This window comes from Nonomuraea sp. NPDC059007, assembly GCF_042740555.1.
Classification (GTDB): domain Bacteria; phylum Actinomycetota; class Actinomycetes; order Streptosporangiales; family Streptosporangiaceae; genus Nonomuraea.
Genome location: NZ_JBHYJD010000056.1, coordinates 32,932 through 53,015, shown reverse-complemented (window position 1 = coordinate 53,015; position 20,084 = coordinate 32,932). Strand labels below are relative to the sequence as shown.

The window sequence follows — 20,084 nt, the reverse complement described above, 5'->3', positions numbered from 1 at the left end:
GGAATCCGTCATGAGCGACACCCGAGGCCCGGCGCGGGGGCAGAGCGCCAGATACATGGCGGTCTCCACCCTGGGGCTGGTGACCGCCGCCTCCATCGTCACCTCGCTGCGCGGGCTGGCGATGATGGCCAAGGAAGAGCTGACGATGTTCGCCTACATCGGCTTTTCCACCTTTCTGTTCCTGATCCCGGTCGGGCTCGTGGCAGCCGAGCTCGGCGGCGCGTTCGGCAAGCGGGAGGGCGGCCTGTACGTGTGGGTCGGCGAGGCGTTCGGCAAGCGCACCGGCTTCGTGGCGATCTTCCTGACCTGGGTGCAGAACATCGTCTGGTACCCAACCGGCCTGACCTTCGCCGCGGTCGCGGCCGCCTTCGCCATCGGCAAGCCCGACCTGGCGGGCAACCACGTCTTCATCGGGGTCTTCATCGTCGTGGCGTTCTGGCTGTGCACGGCCGTGGCGCTGGTCAGCAACCACTTCGCCACCAAGGTGGCCAAATACGGGTTCATGGCCGGCACGGTCGTACCGGGCGTCATCCTGATCGCCCTGTTCGTCGCCTGGATCGTCACCGGCCACGGCGCCGGCTGGAACGAGGCGACCAACCAGGCCGTGGCCACCGTCACCGACGGCCACCCGCACCCGCGCTGGTTCCCCTACATCACCGGCCTGGCCGGGCTGGCGTTCCTGTCCGGGATCCTGCTGAACTTCGCCGGCGTGGAGTCCCAGGCCGTGCACGCCAGCGAGCTCAAGGACCCCAAGCGCGGCTACCCGATCGTCATCATGATCGCCGCCGCCGTCGCATTCACCATTTTCACCCTCGGCGCGCTGGCCGTGGCCGGCATCCTGCCGTACCGGCAGATCGATGTGACCACCGGCGTGTTCGACGCGCTGAGCACAGCCTTCACGACGTTGATGAGCATGTCGTGGCCGGTGCAGGTGCTCGCCGTGCTGATCTGTTACGGCGCGCTCGGCGGTGTGCTGGCCTGGATCACCGGGCCCAGCCGCGGCGTGCTGGCCACCGCCAAGGACGGGCTGCTCCCGCCGGTCATGCAGAAGACCAACAAGGCCGGTGTGCAGCGCAACATCCTGCTCATCCAAGCCGTGATCGTCTCGGTCTTCGCGCTGCTCTACCTGCTGATGGACAACGTCAACACGGTGTTCTTCCTGATCTCGGCGATGGCCGTCAGCCTGTACATCATCGTCTACATGCTCATCTACGCCTCGGCGATCCGGCTGCGCTACACCCAGCCCGACCTGCCGCGCTCCTTCCGCGTCCCGGGCGGCATGACCGGCATGTGGCTGGTGGCCGGGATCGGCTTCCTGGCCGTCGCGTTCGCGTTCGTCCTGGCCTTCGTCCCGCCCTCCCAGCTACCCATCGGCAGCCCCGCCCTGTACGTGGGACTCGTCGCCGCCGGCGCGATCATCTTCACCGGAGCGCCACTGGTCATCGAACGCCTGGCCAAGCCGTCCTGGAAACCGCACGCCACCGACACGACGCCCTCTCGGGCGGCCCCGGTGGCCCGGCAACAACGCAAGCCCACCGACCAACACGACCCGCCTGCGTGAGACGACACAGACCGTGAACCCCGGCCACAGCGCGTGGCTGCTCATGACACCCGGCCCAGCACCCGCAGACGACCTGCCCGTGAACGCTGTCGCTTTCCGGGTGACCTGCGCGTCTTCGGGGTAGGGACGACAGAAACGCCGTGTCGTGACCTGAAGATTCTTTCCCGGCGATGTCGAATCCCCCGGTGCCCCGTTCGTCGGTGGGCGAAGCCACGTACCAAAGGAGGAGACTGACCATGAACGACAACCTCAACGAGGCGACAGCCCTCGCCCGCAACGCACCCAGCATGCCCGAAGCCGTCGACCGGGCCACTTTCCACGCCCAGGTGGACGAGTTGCGGGCCCGGGAGAAGGCGCACACGCGCGAAGGCGACGCGATCGCCGCGGCCCGGCGCCGGCTGCCCATGGTCGAGGTGGATCCCACGACCGAGCTGATCGGGCCTGACGGGCCGGTCAGCCTGCTGGAGACGTTCGAGGGACGGCGGCAACTGCTCGCCTACTACTTCATGTGGCGCGACGGCCGTCCGGCCGCCGAGCAGTGCGAAGGCTGCACCTGGTGCGGCGGCCAGATCTCGGAGCTGTCCTACCTGCACTCGCGCGACATCACCTACGCCGTCTTCTGCCAGGGCCCGTACCAGGAAAGCCGCCGTTATCGCGACTTCATGGGCTGGGACATGCCGTGGTACTCGGCGAAGGCCTCCCTCGGCACGCTGCTCGCCGGGCAGGAGGGCTCGATGCAACTGGTGAGCTACCTGCGCGACGGCGAGCGCGTCTTCGAGACGTACTGGACGACCGGCCGCGGCGTGGAGGCGATGGACTACAGCCTCGCGCTCATGGACCTCACCGTGTACGGCCGCCAGCACCCGGGCGAGGACTCGCCTCCCGGCTGGCCGCAGGCGTGGCGGGAGGAGTCACCCACGGAGTACTGGCGGATCGACGGACGCCCGCTCTCCCAGTGGTCGCGCATCGAAGCCGGACGCTCCGACGACCTCACCACCGCGCCTTGATCGTGCGGGTGGGCGTGCCATAGTGCTGTAGATGAAGTACGCACTGGTGATCTGGCACGGTGAGGAACACTCGGAATCGCCGCAGGAGATCCATGCGTGGCCGGAGCACGAGGCCTGGTTCGCCGACCTCGAGGCACGCGGGGTCTACCGGGGCGGCCACCGCCTGCGACCGGCGGCCACCACGAAGGTGCGGGTGCGCGACGGTGAGACGCTGATCTCGGACGGCCCGTACGCGGAGACCAAGGACCTGATCGGCGGCTTCCTCGTGGTCGAGTGCGAGCATCTGGACGAGGCGATCGAGATCGCGGCGGGGCACCCGTTCGCCGCTTTCGGCACCGTCGAGGTGCGGCCGGTGTGGGAGTGAGCGATGCGGTCGAATCGGCGGTGGCCGCGGCGTTCGCGGCGGAGTGGGGACAGGTCGTCGCGACGCTGATCCGGGTGACCGGTGACTGGGATCTGGCCGAGGACTGCGCCGCTGACGCGTTCGCGACCGCCCTCGATCGGTGGCGGCACGACGGCATTCCCGACAACCCGGGCGCCTGGCTCACCACGACGGCGCGTAACCGGGCCATGGACCTGCTCCGGCGCGAAGCCGTCGGCGCCGCCAAGGTGCGCCAGGCCGCCGTGCTGGCCCGCGCCGCCGAGGAGCCGGGGGAGCCGGACGAGGTTCCCGACGACCGGCTCCGGCTGATCTTCACCTGCTGCCATCCGGCGCTGCCGTTCGACGCGCGGGTCGCGCTGACGCTGCGGACACTGGCCGGGCTGACGACGGCGGAGATCGCGCGGGCGTTCCTGGTGGCGGAGCCGGCCATGTACCAGCGGCTGACCAGGGCGAAGAAGAAGATCCGCGAAGCGGGCATCCCGTACCGGGTCCCGCCCGCGCAGCTGCTGCCCAGCCGCCTGCGGGCCGTCCTCGCGGTGATCTACCTGCTGTTCAACGAGGGGTACGCGGCCAGCGCCGGCGACCGCCTCGTCCGGCAGGACCTCAGCGCCGAGGCGATCCGGCTGGCCCGCCTGCTCGTCCGGCTGCTGCCCGAGCCGGAGGCGCGGAGCCTGCTCGCGCTGATGCTGCTGCACGACGCGCGGCGCCCGGCCCGGGTCGACGAGGCGGGCGTGCTGGTCCCGCTGGAGCACCAGGATCGATCCCGCTGGGACAGGGCCAAGATCACTGAAGGGGTACGGCTGCTGCCCGGCACCCCCGGCCCGTACCAGCTCCAGGCGGCGATCGCCGCCTGCCACGCGACGGCCCCGAGCGTCGAGGCGACCGACTGGCCGGAGATCGTCCGGCTCTACGATGACCTGCTGGAACTGGTGCCCGCGCCCGTCGTCCGGCTCAACCGCGCGGTCGCCGTCGCGATGGCCGACGGCCCCGAGGCCGGGCTCGTCCTGGTCGAGGAGCTCGCCGCCGCGGGCGAGCTCGCCGGCTACCATCTGCTCCCTGCCACGCGGGCCGACCTGCTGCGCAGGCAGGGCTCCTACGGGCGGGCGGCGCGGGCGTACCGTGAGGCGCTGGTTCTGGCGCCGACCGACGCCGACCGCGCCTACCTGCGGGGGCGGCTGGAGGAGACCGAACGTCTCAGGCCGGGAACACCGGCGAGAGGCCGATCTTGAAGTTGACCGAGTTGGCGATGAAGCACAGCTCGTCCGGGTGTCGAGAATGTGGTGGTGGCTCCGTCCCAGGTACACCAGCGGCCACGACGGGCCGCGTAACGAAGAAGGAGAACCACCATGACGATCAAGCGGATGGACAACATCGGCATCGTCGTCGACGACCTCGACGTCGTGATCGCGTTCTTCACGGAACTCGGTATGGAGCTGGAGAACAAGGCGCTCATCGAGGGGCTCTGGGCGGCACGTGTCGTCGGGCTCGACGAGCAGCGGGTCGACATCGCGATGATGCGGACCCCGGACGGCCATGGGCGGATCGAGCTGGCGAAATACCACACGCCGGAGGCGATCGGCGGCGTGCCGCAGGACGCCCCGGCCAACACGCTGGGCATCCGCCGCATCATGTTCGCGGTCGACGACATCGACGGCGTCCTCGCCCGCCTGCGTACCCACGGCGCCGAACTCGTCGGCGAGGTGGCGCAGTACGAGGACAGCTACCGGCTCTGCTACGTCCGCGGCCCCGAGGGCATCGTGATCGCCCTGGCCGAGGAACTCGGCTGACCAGACCGTGACTTGGAGGAACGACCGAGACGAGCAGCACCTACGAGATGACGCCCGAGCAGTGGGTCGAGTGGGAGGCGGAGGTGCGTTCGCTCTACCACGACGGCATGGTCCGGATCGTCGTGACTCCGACCCGGGCGAATGAAAGTCCGCCGGGAAGTGTCGCGAACGGATGTCGAGAACCCGCCCGCGGCTCCGTCCCCGGAGTGAACACGGCCACAATGGGCCCAGAACACACCAAGGAGAAACACCATGGCCAAGTACCTGCTGCTCAAGCACTACCGTGGCGCGCCGGCAGCGGTCAACGACGTGCCGATGGAGCAGTGGACGCCGGAGGAGGTTTCGGCCCACCTGCAGTACATGCGTGACTTCGCCGCCCGGCTGGAGAGCACCGGCGAGTTCGTCGGCGAGCAGGCGCTCTCGCCGGAGGGCACGTTCGTCCGCTACGACGGCGAGGGGCGGCCGCCGGTCACCGACGGACCGTTCGCCGAGACCAAGGACCTGATCGCCGGTTGGATGGTGATCGACGTCGAGAGCTACGAGCGGGCGCTCGAGCTGGCCGGCGAGCTGTCCGCGGCCCCGGGCGCGGGTGGCAAGCCGATCCACGAGTGGCTCGAGGTGCGCCCGTTCTACGGCGAGCCGTGCGTGGTAACCGAGTGAACGAGTCGCTGCTGCGGGAGCTGGTGCCCGCGGTGATCGGCGTCCTCGTCCGTCGCGGAGCCGACTTCGCGGCGGCCGAGGACGCCGTGCAGGACGCCCTGGCCGAGGCCGTACGCGTGTGGCCGGACGACCCGCCGCGAGACCCCAAGGGCTGGCTGGTCACCGTGGCCTGGCGCAAGTTCCTCGACGCCGCCCGTGCCGACGCCTCCCGGCGCCACCGCGAGGTACGCGTCGATGCCGAGCCCGCGCCGGGCCAGGGCGAGGCGGTGGACGACACGCTCCAGCTGTACTTCCTGTGCGCGCACCCGTCCCTGACACCGGCTTCGGCGGTGGCGCTCACGCTGCGTGCGGTCGGCGGCCTGACCACGCGTCAGATCGCGCAGGCCTACCTGGTGCCGGAGGCGACCATGGCCCAGCGCATCAGCCGGGCCAAGCGCACCGTCTCCGAGGTCCGGTTCAACCAGCCCGGTGACGTCGCCACCGTGCTGCGCGTGCTCTACCTCGTCTTCAACGAGGGCTACTCCGGCGACGTCGACCTCGCCGCCGAGGCGATCCGGCTCACCCGCCAGCTCGCGAACAAGACCCACCACGAGGAGGTCGCGGGCCTGCTCGCGCTCATGCTGCTGCACCACGCCCGGCGAGCGGCACGCACCGGCGCCGGCGGCCGGCTCGTGCCGCTCGCCGAGCAGGACCGCTGCCTGTGGGACACCCGCCTGATCGCCGAGGGCGTCGACGTGCTCCAGGCGGCCCTCGCCCGCGACCGTCTGGGCGAGTTCCAGGCCCAGGCCGCCATCGCCGCGTTGCACGCCGACGCCCGGACGGCGGGGGAGACCGACTGGGTGCAGATCGTCGAGTGGTACGACGAACTGGTGCGCCTCACCGGCAGCCCGGTGGCCCGCCTCAACCGGGCCGTCGCGGTGGGCGAGGCCGACGGCCCGCGGGCCGGCCTGGCCGCCCTGGCCGGGCTCGACCCGGCGCTGCCCCGCCATACCGCCGTCCTGGCGTACCTGCACGAGCGTGACGGTGACGCGGCGACCGCGGCGCGGCTCTACGCCGATGCCGCCCGGTCGGCGTCCAGCCTCCCCGAACGCGAGCACCTCACGCGACAGGCCGCCCGGCTCAACGCTCGACTGCGCGGCTGAACGGCGGGCGCCCGGCGTTCTCCGGTTCCCAGCGAAGCAACCGCACCGGGAATCTCGTCGGTCATGGGCAAGATCGGCGGTTCCAGCAGGCACGCGGGATGTATCAGCGGGAGCGGCCTCAGCCGCGTGACGTGTGGCCGCGGCGTTGCGGGGTGAGTTGTCCACGGCCGAGGCCAGGCGGCGCCTGAACACCGCGCTCTGGCGGCTGCTGGGCAGGCTTGCGTGACCCGCGTGCCCGGTCACATCTCCTGGCCGGACAGGTCCATGATCGGGCGTACCTCCACCGTGGAGGTGCGGGCGCCGGGTACCCGGGCGGCGATCTCGGCGGCCCGGTGCCCCGAGTCGCAGTCGACCACCAGGTAGCCGGACAGCTGCTCCTCCAGCGCGGCCCCGCGCGCCACGCGCACGGTCACGGTGTTCACCGGATCGGCCAAGACCCCGCCCGCGACCAGCTCGCCGGGCTCGGTCACCTCGTCGGCCAGATCCGGCCGTTCCGCGCCGTCCGCGCTGTCCGGGCCGCTGTAGATCAGGATCAGGTACTTCATCAAGGGCTCCCCTCGGATCACCGGCTTCATCCAGAAGTCGAAACCCCGGGGACTTTTTCGACATGGTCTCGTCTCAGAGACTGGAAAGGCTTGCATGGACATGCAGTGGTGTGTATATATTTTTGCTCGTGTCCAAGGTTCTCACCTCCCTGCCAGTCGGCGAAAGAGTCGGGATCGCCTTTTCAGGCGGCCTCGACACCTCAGTAGCGGTCGCGTGGATGCGCGACAAGGGTGCAATCCCATGCACGTACACCGCTGACGTCGGCCAGGCCGACGAGCCCGACATCGCGTCGGTCCCCGGCCGCGCCACCGCCTACGGCGCCGAGATCGCCCGCCTGGTCGACTGCCGGGAGACGCTCGTCGAGGAAGGGCTCGCGGCGCTCGCGTGCGGCGCGTTCCACATCCGCTCCGGCGGGCGCACCTACTTCAACACCACCCCGCTCGGCCGGGCCGTCACCGGCACGCTGCTGGTGCGCGCCATGCTCGAGGACGGCGTGCAGATCTGGGGCGACGGCTCCACCTTCAAGGGCAACGACATCGAGCGGTTCTACCGGTACGGCCTGCTCGCCAACCCCTCCCTGCGCATCTACAAGCCGTGGCTGGACGCCGACTTCGTGCACGAGCTCGGCGGCCGCAAGGAGATGTCGGAGTGGCTGGTCGCGCACGCGCTGCCGTACCGCGACAGCACGGAGAAGGCGTACTCCACGGATGCCAACATCTGGGGCGCCACCCACGAGGCGAAGTCGCTGGAGCACCTCGACACCGGCATCGAGATCGTCGACCCGATCATGGGCGTGCGGTTCTGGGACGCCGCCGTCGAGATCCCCGCCGAGGACGTGACGATCGGCTTCGAGCAGGGTCGGCCGGTGTCCATCAACGGCAAGGAGTTCGCCTCCTCGGTCGACCTGGTGCTGGAGGCCAACACCATCGGCGGCCGGCACGGCCTGGGCATGTCCGACCAGATCGAGAACCGGGTCATCGAGGCCAAGAGCCGCGGCATCTACGAGGCGCCCGGCATGGCGCTGCTGCACGCGGCCTACGAGCGGCTGGTCAACGCGATCCACAACGAGGACACCCTCGCCGCCTACCACAACGACGGCCGCCGGCTGGGCCGGCTGCTGTACGAGGGCCGCTGGCTGGACCCGCAGGCGCTGATGCTGCGCGAGGCGCTGCAGCGCTGGGTGGGCACCGCCGTCACCGGCGAGGTCACGCTACGGCTGCGGCGCGGCGAGGACTACTCCGTCCTCAACACCGCGGGCCCGGCCTTCAGCTACCACCCGGACAAGCTGTCCATGGAACGCGTCGAGGAGCCCGCGTTCGGCCCGGTCGACCGGATCGGCCAGCTGACCATGCGTAACCTCGACATCGCCGACTCGCGCGCCAAGCTGGAGCAGTACGCCAGGCTCGGCATGGTCGGCAGCGCGCACCCGACGCTCATCGGCGTCACGCAGGCGGCGGCGAGCGGGCTGATCGGCGCGATGCCCGAGGGCGGCGCCGACGTGATCGCCGCCCGCCCCGAGGGCCCCGACGCCGACGAGCTGCTCGACCACGCCGCCATGGAGGTCGGCACCGACTGACGGTCAGTCGAGGTCGCGGACCTGGCTGACGGCTTGTTCGCGGGTGAGGCCGCTCCCCTCGGCGTACTCCTTGCCGAAGGCGGCCTCGCCCAGCTCCGCCCGCAGCCGCGCCGTCAGCGCGATCACGTCGGGGTGATGGACGGCGGGCAGGCCGCGCAGCTGCTCGGTGGCGCCCAGCACGCGCGCCGCGCGGGCGGGCTCGCCCCTGGCCGCCCACACCGCGGCCGCGGCCACCCCGATCGTGGCCAGCACCGGCATGTCCTTGACCGACAGCGCCCGCTCGACCGCGCCGCGCACCCGCCGCGCGGCGTCGGCGACGTCGCCGAGCGCCGCCGACAGGTGGGCCCGCTGCGCCAGGATCAGCGCGTGGAACTGCGGTGCGACCACCGGCAGCCGCTCGATCGTACGCGAGGAGATCGCGTAAAGGCGGCCCGCCTCGGTCAGGTCGCCCGCGCGTCTGGCCAGGTCGCCGAGCTCCAGCTGGGCGAAGGCCACGCTGCTGGCGTTCCAGCCGCGCGGCGGCTCGGCGGCCAGTGCCTCCAGCTCGGCCCGGCCGCGCGCGGCATCGCCCCGCAAGATGCGGGCGCCGGCCAGCCAGACCCGCTGGTGGCCGGTGGTGTTGGCCGCATCGAGGGCGCGGATCAGCTCGATCGCGGTCTCCAGCGCCGTCACCGCCCGATCGAACTCACCCAGCAGCACATGCGAGCCGGCCAGAATCGTCAGCGCCTGTGAGCGTGCCCAATGCTCGCCGAGCGCCGCCAGTTCGGCCTCGGCCACCAGCAGGTCGGCGCGCATGCCGAGAGAGTCGCCGCGGTTCTCCAGCAGCGCGCCCCTGGCCATGCGCAGGACCGCGCGGGTCCACGGGTCGGGGTGGTCCAGATGGCGCTCCACCGCCGCCAGCCCGAGCGCGTCGTCGTCGGTGAACAGGCCGAGCGCCGGCTCGATCAGCGCCAGCAGCGGGTGGTCGTCGTCGGGGTCGATCGCGTCGATCAGCTCCTGGACCCCCTCCACCGACTGGCCGGGGTTGTTCGGCGCGCCGCCGAACGCGCTGTTGGTCAGCATGACGGCCGTGGCGATGGTCCGGGCTCGCACCGGCGCCGGACCGGGCACCGCCAGCGCCGTCTTCAGCCAGCCGACCGAATCGCTGTTGTTGCCCCACGTCATCCAGAACTGGCCCAGGGCCGCGGCCAGCCGTACCGCGGTGTCGGCGTCCTCGCGGGCGGCGGCGTGGTGCAGCGCGGCGAGCAGGTTGTCGTGCTCGCCGATCAGCCGGTTGATCCACTCGCGCTGGGCGCCGCCGCGCAGGTGCGGCTCCGCGATCTCGGCCAGGCGCAGGAAGTACGCGGCGTGCGCGTCCCGGGCCGCCTCCGCGCCACCGCCGGCGACCAGGCGCTCCAGGGCGAACTCCCTGATCGTCTCCAGCATCCGGTAGCGCCCGCCCGGCGCCTGCTGCAGCAACGACTTGTCCACCAGCGCGGCCAAGGCGTCCAGCGAGGTGCCCACACAACCCGCCGCACCGGCGTCGAACGTGCCGGCGAACACCGACAGCCGCTCGGCCAGCGCCCGCTCGCCGTCCTCGGCGAGGTCCCAGCTCCACGCCACGACCGCACGCAACGTCTGGTGCCTGGGCAACGAGGTACGGCTGCCGCCGGTCAGCAGCGCGAAGCGGTCGTCGAGCCGCTCGGCCACCTGGCTCAGGGTCAGCGAGCGCAGCCGGGCCGCGGCCAGCTCGATGGCCAGCGGCAGCCCGTCGAGGCGGCGGCAGATCTCGGCGACCTGCGCTCCGGGCTCGAACGACGGGTCCGCCGCGACCGCCCGCTCCTCGAACAGCCGCACCGCCAGATCGAGCGGCAGCGGCCCGACCGGGGAGAGCGCCTCGCCGGCGATGCCCAGCGGCTCCCGGCTCGTGGCCAGGACGGTCAGCTCGGGACAGCGGCCGAGCAGGTCGTCGGCCAGCCGGGCGGCGGCGTCGACGAGGTGCTCGCAGTTGTCCAGCACCAGCAGCACGGGGCCGCCGGACAGCGCCTCTGCCAGCCGTCCCGTGGTGTCGCTCGGCGGCCGCCGGGGTGGCGCCGCGCCCAGCACCGCCTGGACGGCCTGCGCCACGTCGCCCGGATCGCTGACCGCGGCCAGCTCCACCAGCCACACCCCCTCGCGCACGTCGTCCACGGGTGTGGCGTCCGGGTCGAGGACGAGGGCGGCGACCGTGGTGGCCAGGCGGGTCTTGCCCGCGCCGCCCGGCCCGACGAGGGTGACCAGGCGGTGGTCGCGCAGCTGGCCGAGGATGCGGTCGATCTCGGTGGTGCGGCCGACGAAGCTGGTCAGCGGGGTGCGCAGGTTGGTGCGCCGGGGTGGGGGCGGGGTGGCGCGCAGCAGGTCCAGGTGCAGGGCCCGCAGGTCGGGGCCGGGGTCGGCGCCCAGCTCGTCGGCCAGGGCGTGGCGCAGGTGTTCGTAGGCGGCCAGGGCCTCGGCGGTGCGGCCCGCGGCGTGCAGGGCCCGGATGCGGATGGCGTGCAGGCGTTCGCGCAGGGGGTGGCGGACGGTGAGCTCGCTGAGCCGCGCCACCACCTCCGACAGTCCGGGGGCGCCGCGCAGATCGGCCAGGGTGAGGTCGGCTTCGGCGAGGTCTTCGATGGCCGACAGGCGCGATTCCTCCAGGCGGGCGGCGTGGCCGGTGGCGAAGGGGGCGGCGGTGACGTCCGCGAGCGCCGGTCCGCGCCACAACCCCAGTGCCCGGCGCAGCAAGGACGCCGACGCGGCGGGGTCGGGGGTGGCGGCGGCCTGCCGTACCAGCTGCTCGAACTCGGCGGCGTCGGTCACGGCCGTCAGGCGGTAACCACCGGGGACCGACTCCAGCGCCGACGGCGAGGGCAGCGCGCGGCGCAGGCGGGAGACGAGCGACTGCACGGCGTTGGCCGGATCGGCGGGGACGGCGCCCGGCCACAGAGCGTCGGTGAGCTCTTCGAGCGTGACGGCGCGACCGCCGGCCAGGGCCAAACGGACCAGCAGCCATCGCAGCCGGGTCCCGCCGATGGTGGCGGACCCGGCCGCGAGCGGGCCGAGGATCGCTATGCGCACCCGGTCAAGCGTGCCACTCGCCGGCGCCACCCGGGATCGGCGGCCCCTGCTCGTACGGCTCGCGCGTCAGGATGAAGGTGTTGAGGTCCAGGTGGTCGGCCAGCACCCGCAGGGTCTCGCCGGCGTAGTAGCCGTCGAGGCCGAGCCAGGTGCCGTCGGCCTGGGGGGCGAAGCGCGAGCCGCGGCTGGAGTTGGCGACGGCGTTCAGCGACAGCTTGCCGTCGGGCAGCACCCGCAGGTGGAAGGGGGTCGGGCCCCAGTGCCACAGCCCGGTCACCGCCAGCAGCGCCGGGTCGGTGGGGACCGGCCGCCACTCCTCCGGCAGGCGCGGCTCGTGCTCGTCGAGGATGGCCAGCAGCTCGTTGAGCAGCTGGTAGCGCACGCCGGAGGTGGTGTTGGCCAGGAACAGCACGCCGGTGCCCGCGTTCGCGTCGGCCCAGACGCCGGCCAGGAAGCCGGGCATGGAGCCGCCGTGCCCGCTCAGGCGGCGGCCGTCGATCCGGGCCAGTTGCAGGCCGAGTCCGAACCCGGCCACCCACGCGTCGCCGTCGGCCACCACGGCGGTCTCGCCCATCTCGGCCAGCGTCTCCTGAGACAGCACGCCGTCGCTGTGGCCGCCCAGGAACGCCGACCATCTGGCCAGGTCGGCTGCGGTGGACCACAGCTGGCCCGCCGGTCCCATCGCGCCGTGATCGTGCTCGGGCTCCTCCAGCAGCACGTCGGCCCACGGGTGGACGGCGAAGCCGGTGGCGTGCGGGGCGGCCGGGCGCAGGGTGGTGCGGGTCATGCCGAGCGGCTCCAGCACCTCCCGGCGCAGCGCCTCGTACCAGGTCATGCCGCGGTGCTTGGCGATCAGCCGGCCGAGCAGCGCGTAGCCGACGTTGGAGTAGTGGAAGGTGCGGCCGGGGCGGTGCTTGGCCTCGGCCGGGCCGATCCGGGCGAACAGGTCCTCGGCGGTGAGGCCGGGCGTGCGCTCCCACCACGTGGTCGGCGGTTCGGCCGTCAGGCCGCCGGTGTGCGAGAGCAACTGGGCGATCGTCACGTCGTCGAACGGCGTGCCCGGCACATGCCCGCCGACCGGGTCGAGCAGGCCCACCAGGCCCTCGTCACGCAGCCGCATGACCAGGACGGCGACCATGCTCTTGGTGATCGAGCCGAGGCGGTACTGGGTGTCGGCCGTCGGCGCGGCGCCCTCGACCTGCCCGCGGGCGCCGAACCAGGCCATCTGTCCGTCGCGCACGATCGCCGCCGCGAGCGAAGGGACCCGGCACTCACTCTGCTCGACGGCGAGCCTGCGCAGCAGGGCCCGCGCCGTCGTCTCCTCAACCTGACTCATGGCAGACCAGGGTATCCGTCAGGGGATGGGGATCAGTTCGGGGCCGATCAGCTCCCCTTGGTGCGGCTGCGGGTGGGCCTGGTCGTGGTAGTAGTGGCCGGCGTACCAGAGGACGAGGTTGGCGCCGTTGATGGATTCGCCGTTGACGAAGCGGTTGAGCATGGCGCGGTTGCGGGGGTCGGGGTCGCCGTCATAGAGCTCGCCGGGGTGGTGGCGCAGGAACCACAGGTCGGAGATGCCGAACGCGTCGGCGGTGCCGTCGAAGGGGCCGGGGTGCAGTTGCAGGCCGCGGCCGGAGGACTTGTCGCGTACCTGCCAGTACAGGGCGGGGTGGCGGCGTTTGCGGGAGGTCTCGCGGATGATCGGCACCGGTTCGGGGATGATCGAGCCGGTGTCGTTGATCTGCTCGACGACGTCGTTCTCGGCGCCGTCGAGGTCGAAGTCGAAGCGCCAGTACGCGTGGTGGCGGTGGACCTTGCAGGTCATCGGGTTACGGGTGGCGGCGAAGCCGAAGCGCGGCCGGATGGTGCCGTCGTCGCCCAGGCGCCAGTCGGAGGCGTAGCGGTACCAGCCGGCGGCCAGCTCGCTGACGATGCGCAGCTGCTCGCCGTCGTGGTGGAAGGCGACGCCCTGGAAGTTGCCGGCGTCGGTGGAGGGGCGCTCGATGATGGTGCGCGGCGCGGTGGCGCACAGGCGCCAGCCCCAGCCGACCGGGTCGCTGCCGGTGGCCGAGAAGCGGGTCTCGAAGCTGACGCCGTCGCGGAAGGTCGTGCCCTCCTCGTACTCGACGTTGAGGATGGGCACGTGGGCCTGGCGCAGCAGCAGGCGGCCCTTGTAGCGGACGTTGCGCAGTTCGACGCCGGATCCGGCTCCGTCCTGGGGTGAGGAGGCGCGCGGCCGTACGACGATGAGGTTCCACAGCTCGCTCTCGCCGCGTACGACGCGTACCCGCACCTGGTCGGGGCCGCCGCGGTCGGCGAGCGCGTCGACCTCCTCCGGGACGGTGTCCTCGCAGTCGTGGTGCATCCGCACGTTGATGCCGGCCGGGGTCCAGTCGACGGTGCGGGCGTGGACGTCGACGGCGACGATGCGGTGGCGCAGGCCGGTGGGGTCGCTCGGGGTGTAGAGGCCGAGGGCGGGGCGGCGGGTGGTGGTGCCGTCGGGGTTGTCCAGGTCGGCCAGGGGCGGCATGGGCCGGTAGACCACGACGTCCTCGCCCGCGGGGAAGGCCGGGTGGGCGCGCAGGACGGCGGCGGCCGCGGCGAGTTCGTCCCTGCCGGGTTCGGGGCGGGCGGCGGTGGGCGTGACCTCGGTGTGGTCGAGCCGGTCGAGGGTGCCGCTGAGCTCCAGGCCGCGGTTGCCGACCGGGTCGAAGACGGTGGCGCGGAAGGGCGCGTCGTCTCCCGGGTCGTGGCCGAGGGCCTCGGCGCCGCTGACCAGCAGGCGGCCGGGTTCGGCCACCTCCAGCTCGGCCAGGATCCCGGGATGCTCGGCCACGATCTGGCGGACACGCTCGGCCGACAGGCCGGGGCGGGCAACGGCCTCGATGATGACGCGAACCTCGTCGCTCATGGACTCTCCCCGTCGAAGATGAGAAATCTCCCCGAGGTGTTCATACCGCCCCGATCGTCGCGCCGGAAGGCCCATCAGCCGGTGGTCACCACGATCTTGCCGAACCGGGTTCCGGACTCCATGTGGCGGTGCGCGGCCACGATCTCCTCCAGCGGGAAGACGCGGTCGACGATGGGGCGGAAGGCGCCGGCGCGCAGGCCCGCGGTGACGAAGGCGACGGCCCTGGCGAGCCGCCGCGGGTCCCTGGTCGTCTCCATCATCGTGTACGTGCGCAGGTTCAGGGCGGGCATGCCCAGATCGAAGCCCGGGTAGGGCGTGGGCAGGCCGCTCAGGGCGCCGTACAGGAAGTGGGTGCCGCCTGGGGCGACGGCTCTGGCCAGGTCGGTGACGCCGGGGCCGGCGACGGCGTCGAAGACGTACTCGGCGCCGCGGCCCGCGGTCAGCTCCAGCACGCGCCCGGTCACGTCCTGCTCGTCGGAGGCGATCACCTCGGCCGCGCCCTCCTCGGTCAGCCGTCGCCGCTTGTCTCCGGTGCGGGTCACCGCGATGGGGACGGCGCCGACGCGCAGCGCGGTGTGGATGGCGGCCAGCCCGACGCTGCCGGCGGCGGCGTTGATCACCACCGTGTCGCCGGCCCGCAGGCCGCCCACCTCGACCAGGGCGCCGTAGGCGGTGACGTAGGGCATCCAGACGGCCGCGCCGGAGATCGCGTCCACGTCCGCGGGGCGGTGGACCAGCGCCGCGGCGGGCACGATGGCCCGTTCGGCGTAGACGCCGTAGTCGTTGGCGGAGAAGGCGGGCACCACGCTGACCGCCTGACCGGCGGCGAACCCCGCCACCTGTGGCCCGGCTGCCTCGATCACTCCGGCGGCCTCGGCCCCGAGCCGCGCGGGCAGTTCCTTGACCGGCTCGATGTAGTGGCCGCCGCGGAACAACGCCTCCGCCCGGTTGATCCCGATCGCCTCCACTCGCAGGAGCACCTCGCCGGGCCCCGGCCGGCCGGGATCGACGTCCTCCAGCCGCATCACCTCGGGGCCGCCGATCTCGTGGAAACGCACCGTCCTCGTCATGGCCACCACTGTGGGCCAGAAGTACGACGAGTGTCAAACTTCGATGCCTGTCGTACTATGGGACCATGGCCCGCACCCCGCCCCACCCCGACACCTTCGACCTCCAGCAGGTGCTCGAAGCCCTCGTCGATCCGGTACGGCGCAGCATCGTCACCCAGCTCGACGCCTCCGGCCAGGACATCAAATGCGGCGCGTTCGACATCCCGGTCAGCAAGTCCACCGCCACCCACCACTTCAACGTGCTGCGCGAGGCCGGCCTGATCCGGCAGTACTACGTCGGCACCTCGCGCATGAACACCCTGCGCAGGGCCGACCTGGACGACGCCTTCCCCGGCCTGATCGACGCCCTCATCACCCGCCCCGCCGGACGCTGACGGCGTCGAAGGCGTCCAGGATCAGCCCGGCCGCGTCGATGCGCCGGCCACCGTCCGGGCGTGGCCACACGTGGCCGGTTCCGCCGATCGTGTACAGCCGCAGGCTCGCCCGGTGGCGGCAGTTCTTCCAGGTGCGCAGCCGTACGCCGGTCCTGACCTTGGAGGTGGCCGGCTTGGCGCAGCCCATGATGCGGGCCCACCGGCCGGCGGTGCCTTCCACCGAGGCCAGCCGTACCAGCTTGGCCAGCGTCCGCAGCCGCGAGGTCGCCCGCGAGAACGGATGCCCGCCCCGGTAGGGGACGGTGCCGTCGCCGGTGCCGTGGAAGGCCACGATCGTGGTGGGCGCCGCCTCCTCGCACGGCGGCACGATGTTGAGCCCACCCACCGGCGCGACGGCGGCCAGCCGGCCCTTCATCGCGCAGACCAGCGCCATGGTCATCCCGGCGCCGTAGCTCATGCCGGCGGCGAACTGCCGGTCCTCGTCCGCGCATCCGGCGGCGACGAGCTTGTCGAGCAGCGCGGTCAGGTAGCCGGTGTCGTCGGGGCCGTAGTAGCCGGGCAGCGTCCAGGCCATGCGGTAGCGGGCCACCTGCGGGGTGACGACCGCGTACCCGCGCGCGGCGCCCACCTCGGGCAGGCGGCTCTTCTCCGCCTGGCGGCCGGCGTTGGAGCCGAGGCCGTGCAGGTTCAGCACCATCGGCCAGGGACCCTTGCCCTTCCCGGGCAGGGACAGCAGGTAGGTGCGTTCCTCGCCGGCGAAGCGCAGGCTGTGCCGTCCCGGCTTCAGCGCGCACTCGGCCTTGGCGGTGCGTGCGGGCGGGGTGGGGCTGCTCGTGCAGGCAGCCGTCAGGAGTACGGCCGGCAGCGCGCGAAGGACCCGTCTCACCATCCACCGATCATCACATGGCATATCGGGGGTCCTGCCTGCCGCCGTAGATGACCGTCATCGTGAAGCGGACCGGTTCGGCGCCCGGGTTGGCGTAGACGTGCGGCCGGTCCCCGCGCATCCGCAGCGCGTCGCCGGGCCCGAGCGAGAACGCCGCTCCGCCCACCGTCACCGCCAGCTCACCCGTGTTGACGTGCAGGAGCTCGCCGGTGCCCTCGGGATGGCCGGGCGAGCGCACCTCCTCGCCCGGCGCGATGAGGAAGTCCCACAGCTCGGCCCGCCCGTCGTTGATGAGCAGCCGCGCCTGCCCGCCCGCTCCGGCGGGGCGGATCGCCACCTCGGCGGCGCGCACCACATGGCCCAGTTCCTCCGGCGGCTCGACGAGGCGGCCGATGGAGACGCCCAGCGTGGAACAGATCCGGGCGAGGGTGGCGATGCTCGGATTGGTCCGGCCGGTCTCGATCTGCTGGAGCATGCCGCGGCTGACCCCCGAACGTGCGGCCAGGTCCTCCAGGCGCCAGCCGCGGGCCTGCCGGGCGGCGCGGAGGTTGGCGGCGAGCGCGCGGCCGACCGGCTCTGCGGGATCCATGCACACAGTATATTGCGTCTATGGCGCAATATAGTGCATCCATCCGCCGGTTACTCGTGTCGGGGCTGGTCGACTACCTGGGCGCCGGGTTGTTCCTGGCCTTCTCCGCCGTGTACTTCACCCAGCTCGTCGGCCTGACCATCGCCCAGGTCGGCCTCGGCATGGGGGCGGCCGGATGCGTGGCCATGGCCGGGGCGACGCCGCTCGGACGGCTGGCCGACCGGGTCGGGGTACGCCGCATGCTGGTGGCGCTGCACCTGGTGCGGGCCGGCGGCACCGCCGCCTACGCGGTCGTGGGGGAGTTCTGGGGATTCCTGGCCGCCGTGACCGCGGTGACCGTGGCCGACCAGTCGATCGCGGCGCTGACCCAGGCGTTCGTGGCCGAGCTGGCCGGGGAGGAACGGCGGGGCCGCGTCATGGCCGCCTACCGCACGATCGCCAACATCGGAATCAGCGTCGGCGGGCCGCTCGGCGGGCTGCTGACCGGAGCCTCCGGGCGCTCCGCCTTTCAGGTGATCTTGCTGGTCAACGCGGCGGCGTACCTGCTGACCGGGCTGCTGGTCCGCACGATCGGCCGGCGCGGCGCCCCCGCGACCGCGCCCGGCCCCTCGCCCGTCCGGCGCTCGCGCGCTCTGCGCGAGCGCCGGTTGCTGGCCTTCGCCGGCATCGACACGCTGCTGCAACTGTGGCTGCCGGTGCTGAACCTGGGATTCCCGCTGTGGCTGATCGCCGACGGGCAGGTGCCGCGGGCCTGGATCGGGCCGCTGTACGCGATCAACACGGTGCTGGGCGTGGCGCTCATGGTGCCTTCGGCCCGGTTCACCGCCTCGGTCAAGGCGGCCAGGCGCTGCCAGGTGGCGGGCGCCGTCGCGCTGGCCGCCGCCTGCCTGGCGTTCTGGGCGTCCTGGTTTCCGGTGGCGATCGTGGTGCTGACGTTCGGCGAGATCGCGGTGGTGGCCGCGGCCTGGACCCTGTCGTACGCGCTGGCCCCCGGCGAACGGCGCGCGGAGTACCTCGCCGCGTTCGGCATGGGCCGCTCCTTCGGCCGCTACGTGCTCGGCCCGCTCCTGGTCACCGGCCTGCTGCAGGCCCTGGGCGGGCTGACGTGGGCGATCCTGGCCGCGCTCTTCTGCGCGGCCGCCCTGGCCACACTCCTGCCGGGCGACCCCGGCACGTGAGCGGTCAGAGCCTGCCCAGCGCGCGGGCCAGGATGGTCGCGGTCTTCGCGATCACCGTGTTGTCGACCGAGGGCTGGTCGCGGTTGGTGTAGACGGAGATGATGATCGGCGCGCCCGACTTGCCCGGCCAGGCGACCGCGATGTCGTTGCCGGCGCCGATCTCGGTGTTGGTGCCGGTCTTGTCGCCGACGAGCCAGGTCTTCGGCAGGCCCGCGCGGATGCGCTCGTCACCGGTCTTGCTCGCGATCAGCCAGCCGTTCAGCCGCTCGCGGTCCTTGGGGTGCAGCGCCTTGCCCGCGGTGAGCTTGACCATGTCGCGCGAGATGGCCGCGGGCGTGGTGGTGTCGCGCCGCTCCTTCGGGTTCCAGTCGTTGAGCTCGGTCTCCCAGCGGTCCAGGCGGGAGATCGGGTCCTTCAGCGTGCGGAAGTACCGGGTCATGCCGGACGGGCCGCCGATCTGCTTGAGCACCATGTTGCCGGCGGTGTTGTCGCTCAGCGTGATGGTCGCCTCGCACAGCTGCGCGACCGTCAGCCCGTCCTCGACATGCTTCTCGGTGGTGGGGGAGTTGGGCTTCAGATCCGCCTTCGTCCACTTCACCACCTTCTCCATCAGCCCGGGTTCGACCGTACGCGCCCGGTGCAGCGCCGCCCCGCACAACGGCGCCTTGAACGTCGACAGCAGCGGGAACTTCTCACCCGCCCGGTACCCGAACGTCTCGCCGCTGCCCGTGTCGATCGCATAGGCGCCGATGCGGCCGCCGAAGGCCACCTCAAGCGCGCGCAGTTCCTTGCGCGCGGTGGCCTCCGGCGACTGCTTCGCCTGTACGGCCGGCGCCGTCGTCACACCGCCGACCAGGAGCGCGGCGGCCAACGCGAGACCGGCTGGGATACGAGTGATGCGCATAGGGCGTTATTTCCTTGCTGATCGCTTGACTGAACGGCAGGAGCCAAACAGGCAAGGCGTCGCCCTGTCCAATAGCGATATCGTCGGCGCGCCCATATCCAGTGAGATATCACCACAGGTCCATGGGGCGCGCCGGCAAGATCAGAGCCAGGTGATCAGCAGATCAAGACGGTAGGTCTTGAAGGGACCGATCTTGACCTTCCGCACGCACCGGTACTCCTTGGCGAGCTTCTTGCCGGTCGTGTAGAACTTCCCGGCGGCCTTGCACTGCCACTTCGTCGGGTAGTGCCCGTAGGTGACCCAGCGGGCCATCTGGACGGAGGCCGCGGCCGCGGCCGCCGGCTGCGGAGCGGCCTGGACCGCCGCGGGCGCGCTGAGCCCGAGGGCGGCGACGGCGACGAACGCGGCCGCGCCGATGCGGAACCTTCTGTTCATG

The 20,084-nt window shown here is 72.1% G+C and carries 19 protein-coding genes; 10 read left to right on the top strand and 9 right to left on the bottom strand.

Annotation, left to right across the window (positions count from 1 at the left end; translation table 11 throughout):
- Nucleotides 1-10: 10 nt before the first annotated feature.
- The 7 genes from ACFWY5_RS49500 (at nucleotide 11) to ACFWY5_RS49470 (ending at nucleotide 6,539) form a co-directional block, all read left to right on the top strand.
- Nucleotides 11-1,561 (top strand): amino acid permease, encoded by a 1,551-nt coding sequence (locus ACFWY5_RS49500; protein WP_379622829.1) that lies wholly within the window; start codon nucleotides 11-13, stop codon nucleotides 1,559-1,561.
- 236 nt (nucleotides 1,562-1,797) lie between these two features.
- Nucleotides 1,798-2,568: a DUF899 family protein gene (locus ACFWY5_RS49495; RefSeq protein ID WP_379639126.1), complete on the top strand. Its 771-nt coding sequence runs from the start codon at nucleotides 1,798-1,800 to the stop codon at nucleotides 2,566-2,568.
- A gap of 31 nt (nucleotides 2,569-2,599) precedes the next feature.
- Entirely contained in the window at nucleotides 2,600-2,932 is a 333-nt protein-coding gene (locus ACFWY5_RS49490) for a YciI family protein (protein WP_379622833.1), read from the top strand.
- Nucleotides 2,923-4,179: an RNA polymerase sigma factor gene (locus ACFWY5_RS49485; protein WP_379639124.1), complete on the top strand. Its 1,257-nt coding sequence runs from the start codon at nucleotides 2,923-2,925 to the stop codon at nucleotides 4,177-4,179. Before ACFWY5_RS49490 ends, ACFWY5_RS49485 begins: the two co-directional genes overlap by 10 nt.
- 117 nt (nucleotides 4,180-4,296) lie before the next feature.
- The gene (locus ACFWY5_RS49480; protein WP_379622837.1) at nucleotides 4,297-4,737 is read left to right on the top strand and encodes a VOC family protein; all 441 of its coding nucleotides are present in this window, start codon (nucleotides 4,297-4,299) and stop codon (nucleotides 4,735-4,737) included.
- A 252-nt stretch (nucleotides 4,738-4,989) separates the two neighbouring features.
- Nucleotides 4,990-5,397, top strand: a complete 408-nt coding sequence (locus ACFWY5_RS49475; protein ID WP_379622839.1) for a YciI family protein — start codon at nucleotides 4,990-4,992, stop codon at nucleotides 5,395-5,397.
- A complete protein-coding gene (locus ACFWY5_RS49470; RefSeq protein ID WP_379639123.1) occupies nucleotides 5,394-6,539 on the top strand; it encodes an RNA polymerase sigma factor in 1,146 nt (381 codons plus the stop codon). Before ACFWY5_RS49475 ends, ACFWY5_RS49470 begins: the two co-directional genes overlap by 4 nt.
- Nucleotides 6,540-6,778: 239 nt before the next feature.
- On the opposite strand, the gene ACFWY5_RS49465 is transcribed toward ACFWY5_RS49470, so the two are convergent.
- The gene (locus ACFWY5_RS49465; RefSeq protein WP_379622843.1) at nucleotides 6,779-7,084 is read right to left on the bottom strand and encodes a YciI family protein; all 306 of its coding nucleotides are present in this window, start codon (nucleotides 7,082-7,084) and stop codon (nucleotides 6,779-6,781) included.
- A gap of 128 nt (nucleotides 7,085-7,212) precedes the next feature.
- Between ACFWY5_RS49465 and argG the strand changes: the two genes are divergently transcribed.
- Nucleotides 7,213-8,661 (top strand): argininosuccinate synthase, encoded by a 1,449-nt coding sequence (gene argG, locus ACFWY5_RS49460; RefSeq protein ID WP_379622845.1) that lies wholly within the window; start codon nucleotides 7,213-7,215, stop codon nucleotides 8,659-8,661.
- Nucleotides 8,662-8,664: 3 nt separating this feature from the next.
- Here the strand turns inward: argG and ACFWY5_RS49455 are convergent, their stop codons facing one another.
- The 4 genes from ACFWY5_RS49455 to ACFWY5_RS49440 form a co-directional block, all read right to left on the bottom strand.
- Complete coding sequence (locus tag ACFWY5_RS49455) at nucleotides 8,665-11,739, bottom strand: BTAD domain-containing putative transcriptional regulator (RefSeq protein WP_379639122.1); 3,075 nt, start codon at nucleotides 11,737-11,739, stop codon at nucleotides 8,665-8,667.
- Between the two features lie 4 nt (nucleotides 11,740-11,743).
- Nucleotides 11,744-13,075 (bottom strand): serine hydrolase domain-containing protein, encoded by a 1,332-nt coding sequence (locus ACFWY5_RS49450; RefSeq protein WP_379639121.1) that lies wholly within the window; start codon nucleotides 13,073-13,075, stop codon nucleotides 11,744-11,746.
- Nucleotides 13,076-13,093: 18 nt separating this feature from the next.
- Nucleotides 13,094-14,647, bottom strand: coding sequence for a hypothetical protein (locus ACFWY5_RS49445; RefSeq protein WP_379622853.1), 1,554 nt, complete (start codon nucleotides 14,645-14,647; stop codon nucleotides 13,094-13,096).
- A 74-nt stretch (nucleotides 14,648-14,721) separates the two neighbouring features.
- Nucleotides 14,722-15,717 (bottom strand): zinc-dependent alcohol dehydrogenase family protein, encoded by a 996-nt coding sequence (locus ACFWY5_RS49440; protein ID WP_379639120.1) that lies wholly within the window; start codon nucleotides 15,715-15,717, stop codon nucleotides 14,722-14,724.
- A 65-nt stretch (nucleotides 15,718-15,782) separates the two neighbouring features.
- Here ACFWY5_RS49440 and ACFWY5_RS49435 point away from each other — a divergent pair, with 65 nt between their 5' ends.
- A complete protein-coding gene (locus ACFWY5_RS49435) occupies nucleotides 15,783-16,091 on the top strand; it encodes an ArsR/SmtB family transcription factor (protein WP_379622857.1) in 309 nt (102 codons plus the stop codon).
- On the opposite strand, the gene ACFWY5_RS49430 is transcribed toward ACFWY5_RS49435, so the two are convergent.
- Both ACFWY5_RS49430 and ACFWY5_RS49425 read right to left on the bottom strand, forming a co-directional pair.
- The gene (locus ACFWY5_RS49430; protein WP_379639118.1) at nucleotides 16,069-16,980 is read right to left on the bottom strand and encodes an alpha/beta hydrolase family esterase; all 912 of its coding nucleotides are present in this window, start codon (nucleotides 16,978-16,980) and stop codon (nucleotides 16,069-16,071) included. The genes ACFWY5_RS49435 and ACFWY5_RS49430 overlap by 23 nt on opposite strands.
- Nucleotides 16,981-16,990: 10 nt before the next feature.
- Nucleotides 16,991-17,566, bottom strand: coding sequence for a helix-turn-helix domain-containing protein (locus ACFWY5_RS49425; protein WP_379639117.1), 576 nt, complete (start codon nucleotides 17,564-17,566; stop codon nucleotides 16,991-16,993).
- Nucleotides 17,567-17,586: 20 nt separating this feature from the next.
- On the opposite strand from ACFWY5_RS49425, the gene ACFWY5_RS49420 reads away from it, so the two are divergent.
- The gene (locus ACFWY5_RS49420) at nucleotides 17,587-18,744 is read left to right on the top strand and encodes an MFS transporter (RefSeq protein WP_379639116.1); all 1,158 of its coding nucleotides are present in this window, start codon (nucleotides 17,587-17,589) and stop codon (nucleotides 18,742-18,744) included.
- Between the two features lie 4 nt (nucleotides 18,745-18,748).
- Here the strand turns inward: ACFWY5_RS49420 and bla are convergent, their stop codons facing one another.
- Nucleotides 18,749-19,648 (bottom strand): class A beta-lactamase, encoded by a 900-nt coding sequence (bla, locus tag ACFWY5_RS49415; protein ID WP_379622865.1) that lies wholly within the window; start codon nucleotides 19,646-19,648, stop codon nucleotides 18,749-18,751.
- 141 nt (nucleotides 19,649-19,789) lie between these two features.
- Nucleotides 19,790-20,083, bottom strand: coding sequence for a hypothetical protein (locus ACFWY5_RS49410; protein WP_379639115.1), 294 nt, complete (start codon nucleotides 20,081-20,083; stop codon nucleotides 19,790-19,792).
- Nucleotide 20,084: the final 1 nt, after the last annotated feature.

What these genes read in the sequence shown, in the direction of transcription:
- ACFWY5_RS49440 (WP_379639120.1), bottom strand. Translation starts at nt 15,717, where the DNA reads ATGACGAGGACGGTGCGTTTCCACGAGATCGGCGGCCCCGAGGTGATG.
- ACFWY5_RS49445 (WP_379622853.1), bottom strand. Translation starts at nt 14,647, where the DNA reads ATGAGCGACGAGGTTCGCGTCATCATCGAGGCCGTTGCCCGCCCCGGC.
- bla (WP_379622865.1), bottom strand. Translation starts at nt 19,648, where the DNA reads ATGCGCATCACTCGTATCCCAGCCGGTCTCGCGTTGGCCGCCGCGCTC.
- ACFWY5_RS49420 (WP_379639116.1), top strand. Translation starts at nt 17,587, where the DNA reads ATGGCGCAATATAGTGCATCCATCCGCCGGTTACTCGTGTCGGGGCTG.
- ACFWY5_RS49500 (WP_379622829.1), top strand. Translation starts at nt 11, where the DNA reads ATGAGCGACACCCGAGGCCCGGCGCGGGGGCAGAGCGCCAGATACATG.
- ACFWY5_RS49410 (WP_379639115.1), bottom strand. Translation starts at nt 20,083, where the DNA reads ATGAACAGAAGGTTCCGCATCGGCGCGGCCGCGTTCGTCGCCGTCGCC.
- ACFWY5_RS49435 (WP_379622857.1), top strand. Translation starts at nt 15,783, where the DNA reads ATGGCCCGCACCCCGCCCCACCCCGACACCTTCGACCTCCAGCAGGTG.
- ACFWY5_RS49490 (WP_379622833.1), top strand. Translation starts at nt 2,600, where the DNA reads ATGAAGTACGCACTGGTGATCTGGCACGGTGAGGAACACTCGGAATCG.
- ACFWY5_RS49480 (WP_379622837.1), top strand. Translation starts at nt 4,297, where the DNA reads ATGACGATCAAGCGGATGGACAACATCGGCATCGTCGTCGACGACCTC.
- ACFWY5_RS49465 (WP_379622843.1), bottom strand. Translation starts at nt 7,084, where the DNA reads ATGAAGTACCTGATCCTGATCTACAGCGGCCCGGACAGCGCGGACGGC.
- ACFWY5_RS49425 (WP_379639117.1), bottom strand. Translation starts at nt 17,566, where the DNA reads ATGGATCCCGCAGAGCCGGTCGGCCGCGCGCTCGCCGCCAACCTCCGC.
- ACFWY5_RS49495 (WP_379639126.1), top strand. Translation starts at nt 1,798, where the DNA reads ATGAACGACAACCTCAACGAGGCGACAGCCCTCGCCCGCAACGCACCC.
- ACFWY5_RS49475 (WP_379622839.1), top strand. Translation starts at nt 4,990, where the DNA reads ATGGCCAAGTACCTGCTGCTCAAGCACTACCGTGGCGCGCCGGCAGCG.
- ACFWY5_RS49450 (WP_379639121.1), bottom strand. Translation starts at nt 13,075, where the DNA reads ATGAGTCAGGTTGAGGAGACGACGGCGCGGGCCCTGCTGCGCAGGCTC.
- ACFWY5_RS49430 (WP_379639118.1), bottom strand. Translation starts at nt 16,980, where the DNA reads ATGGTGAGACGGGTCCTTCGCGCGCTGCCGGCCGTACTCCTGACGGCT.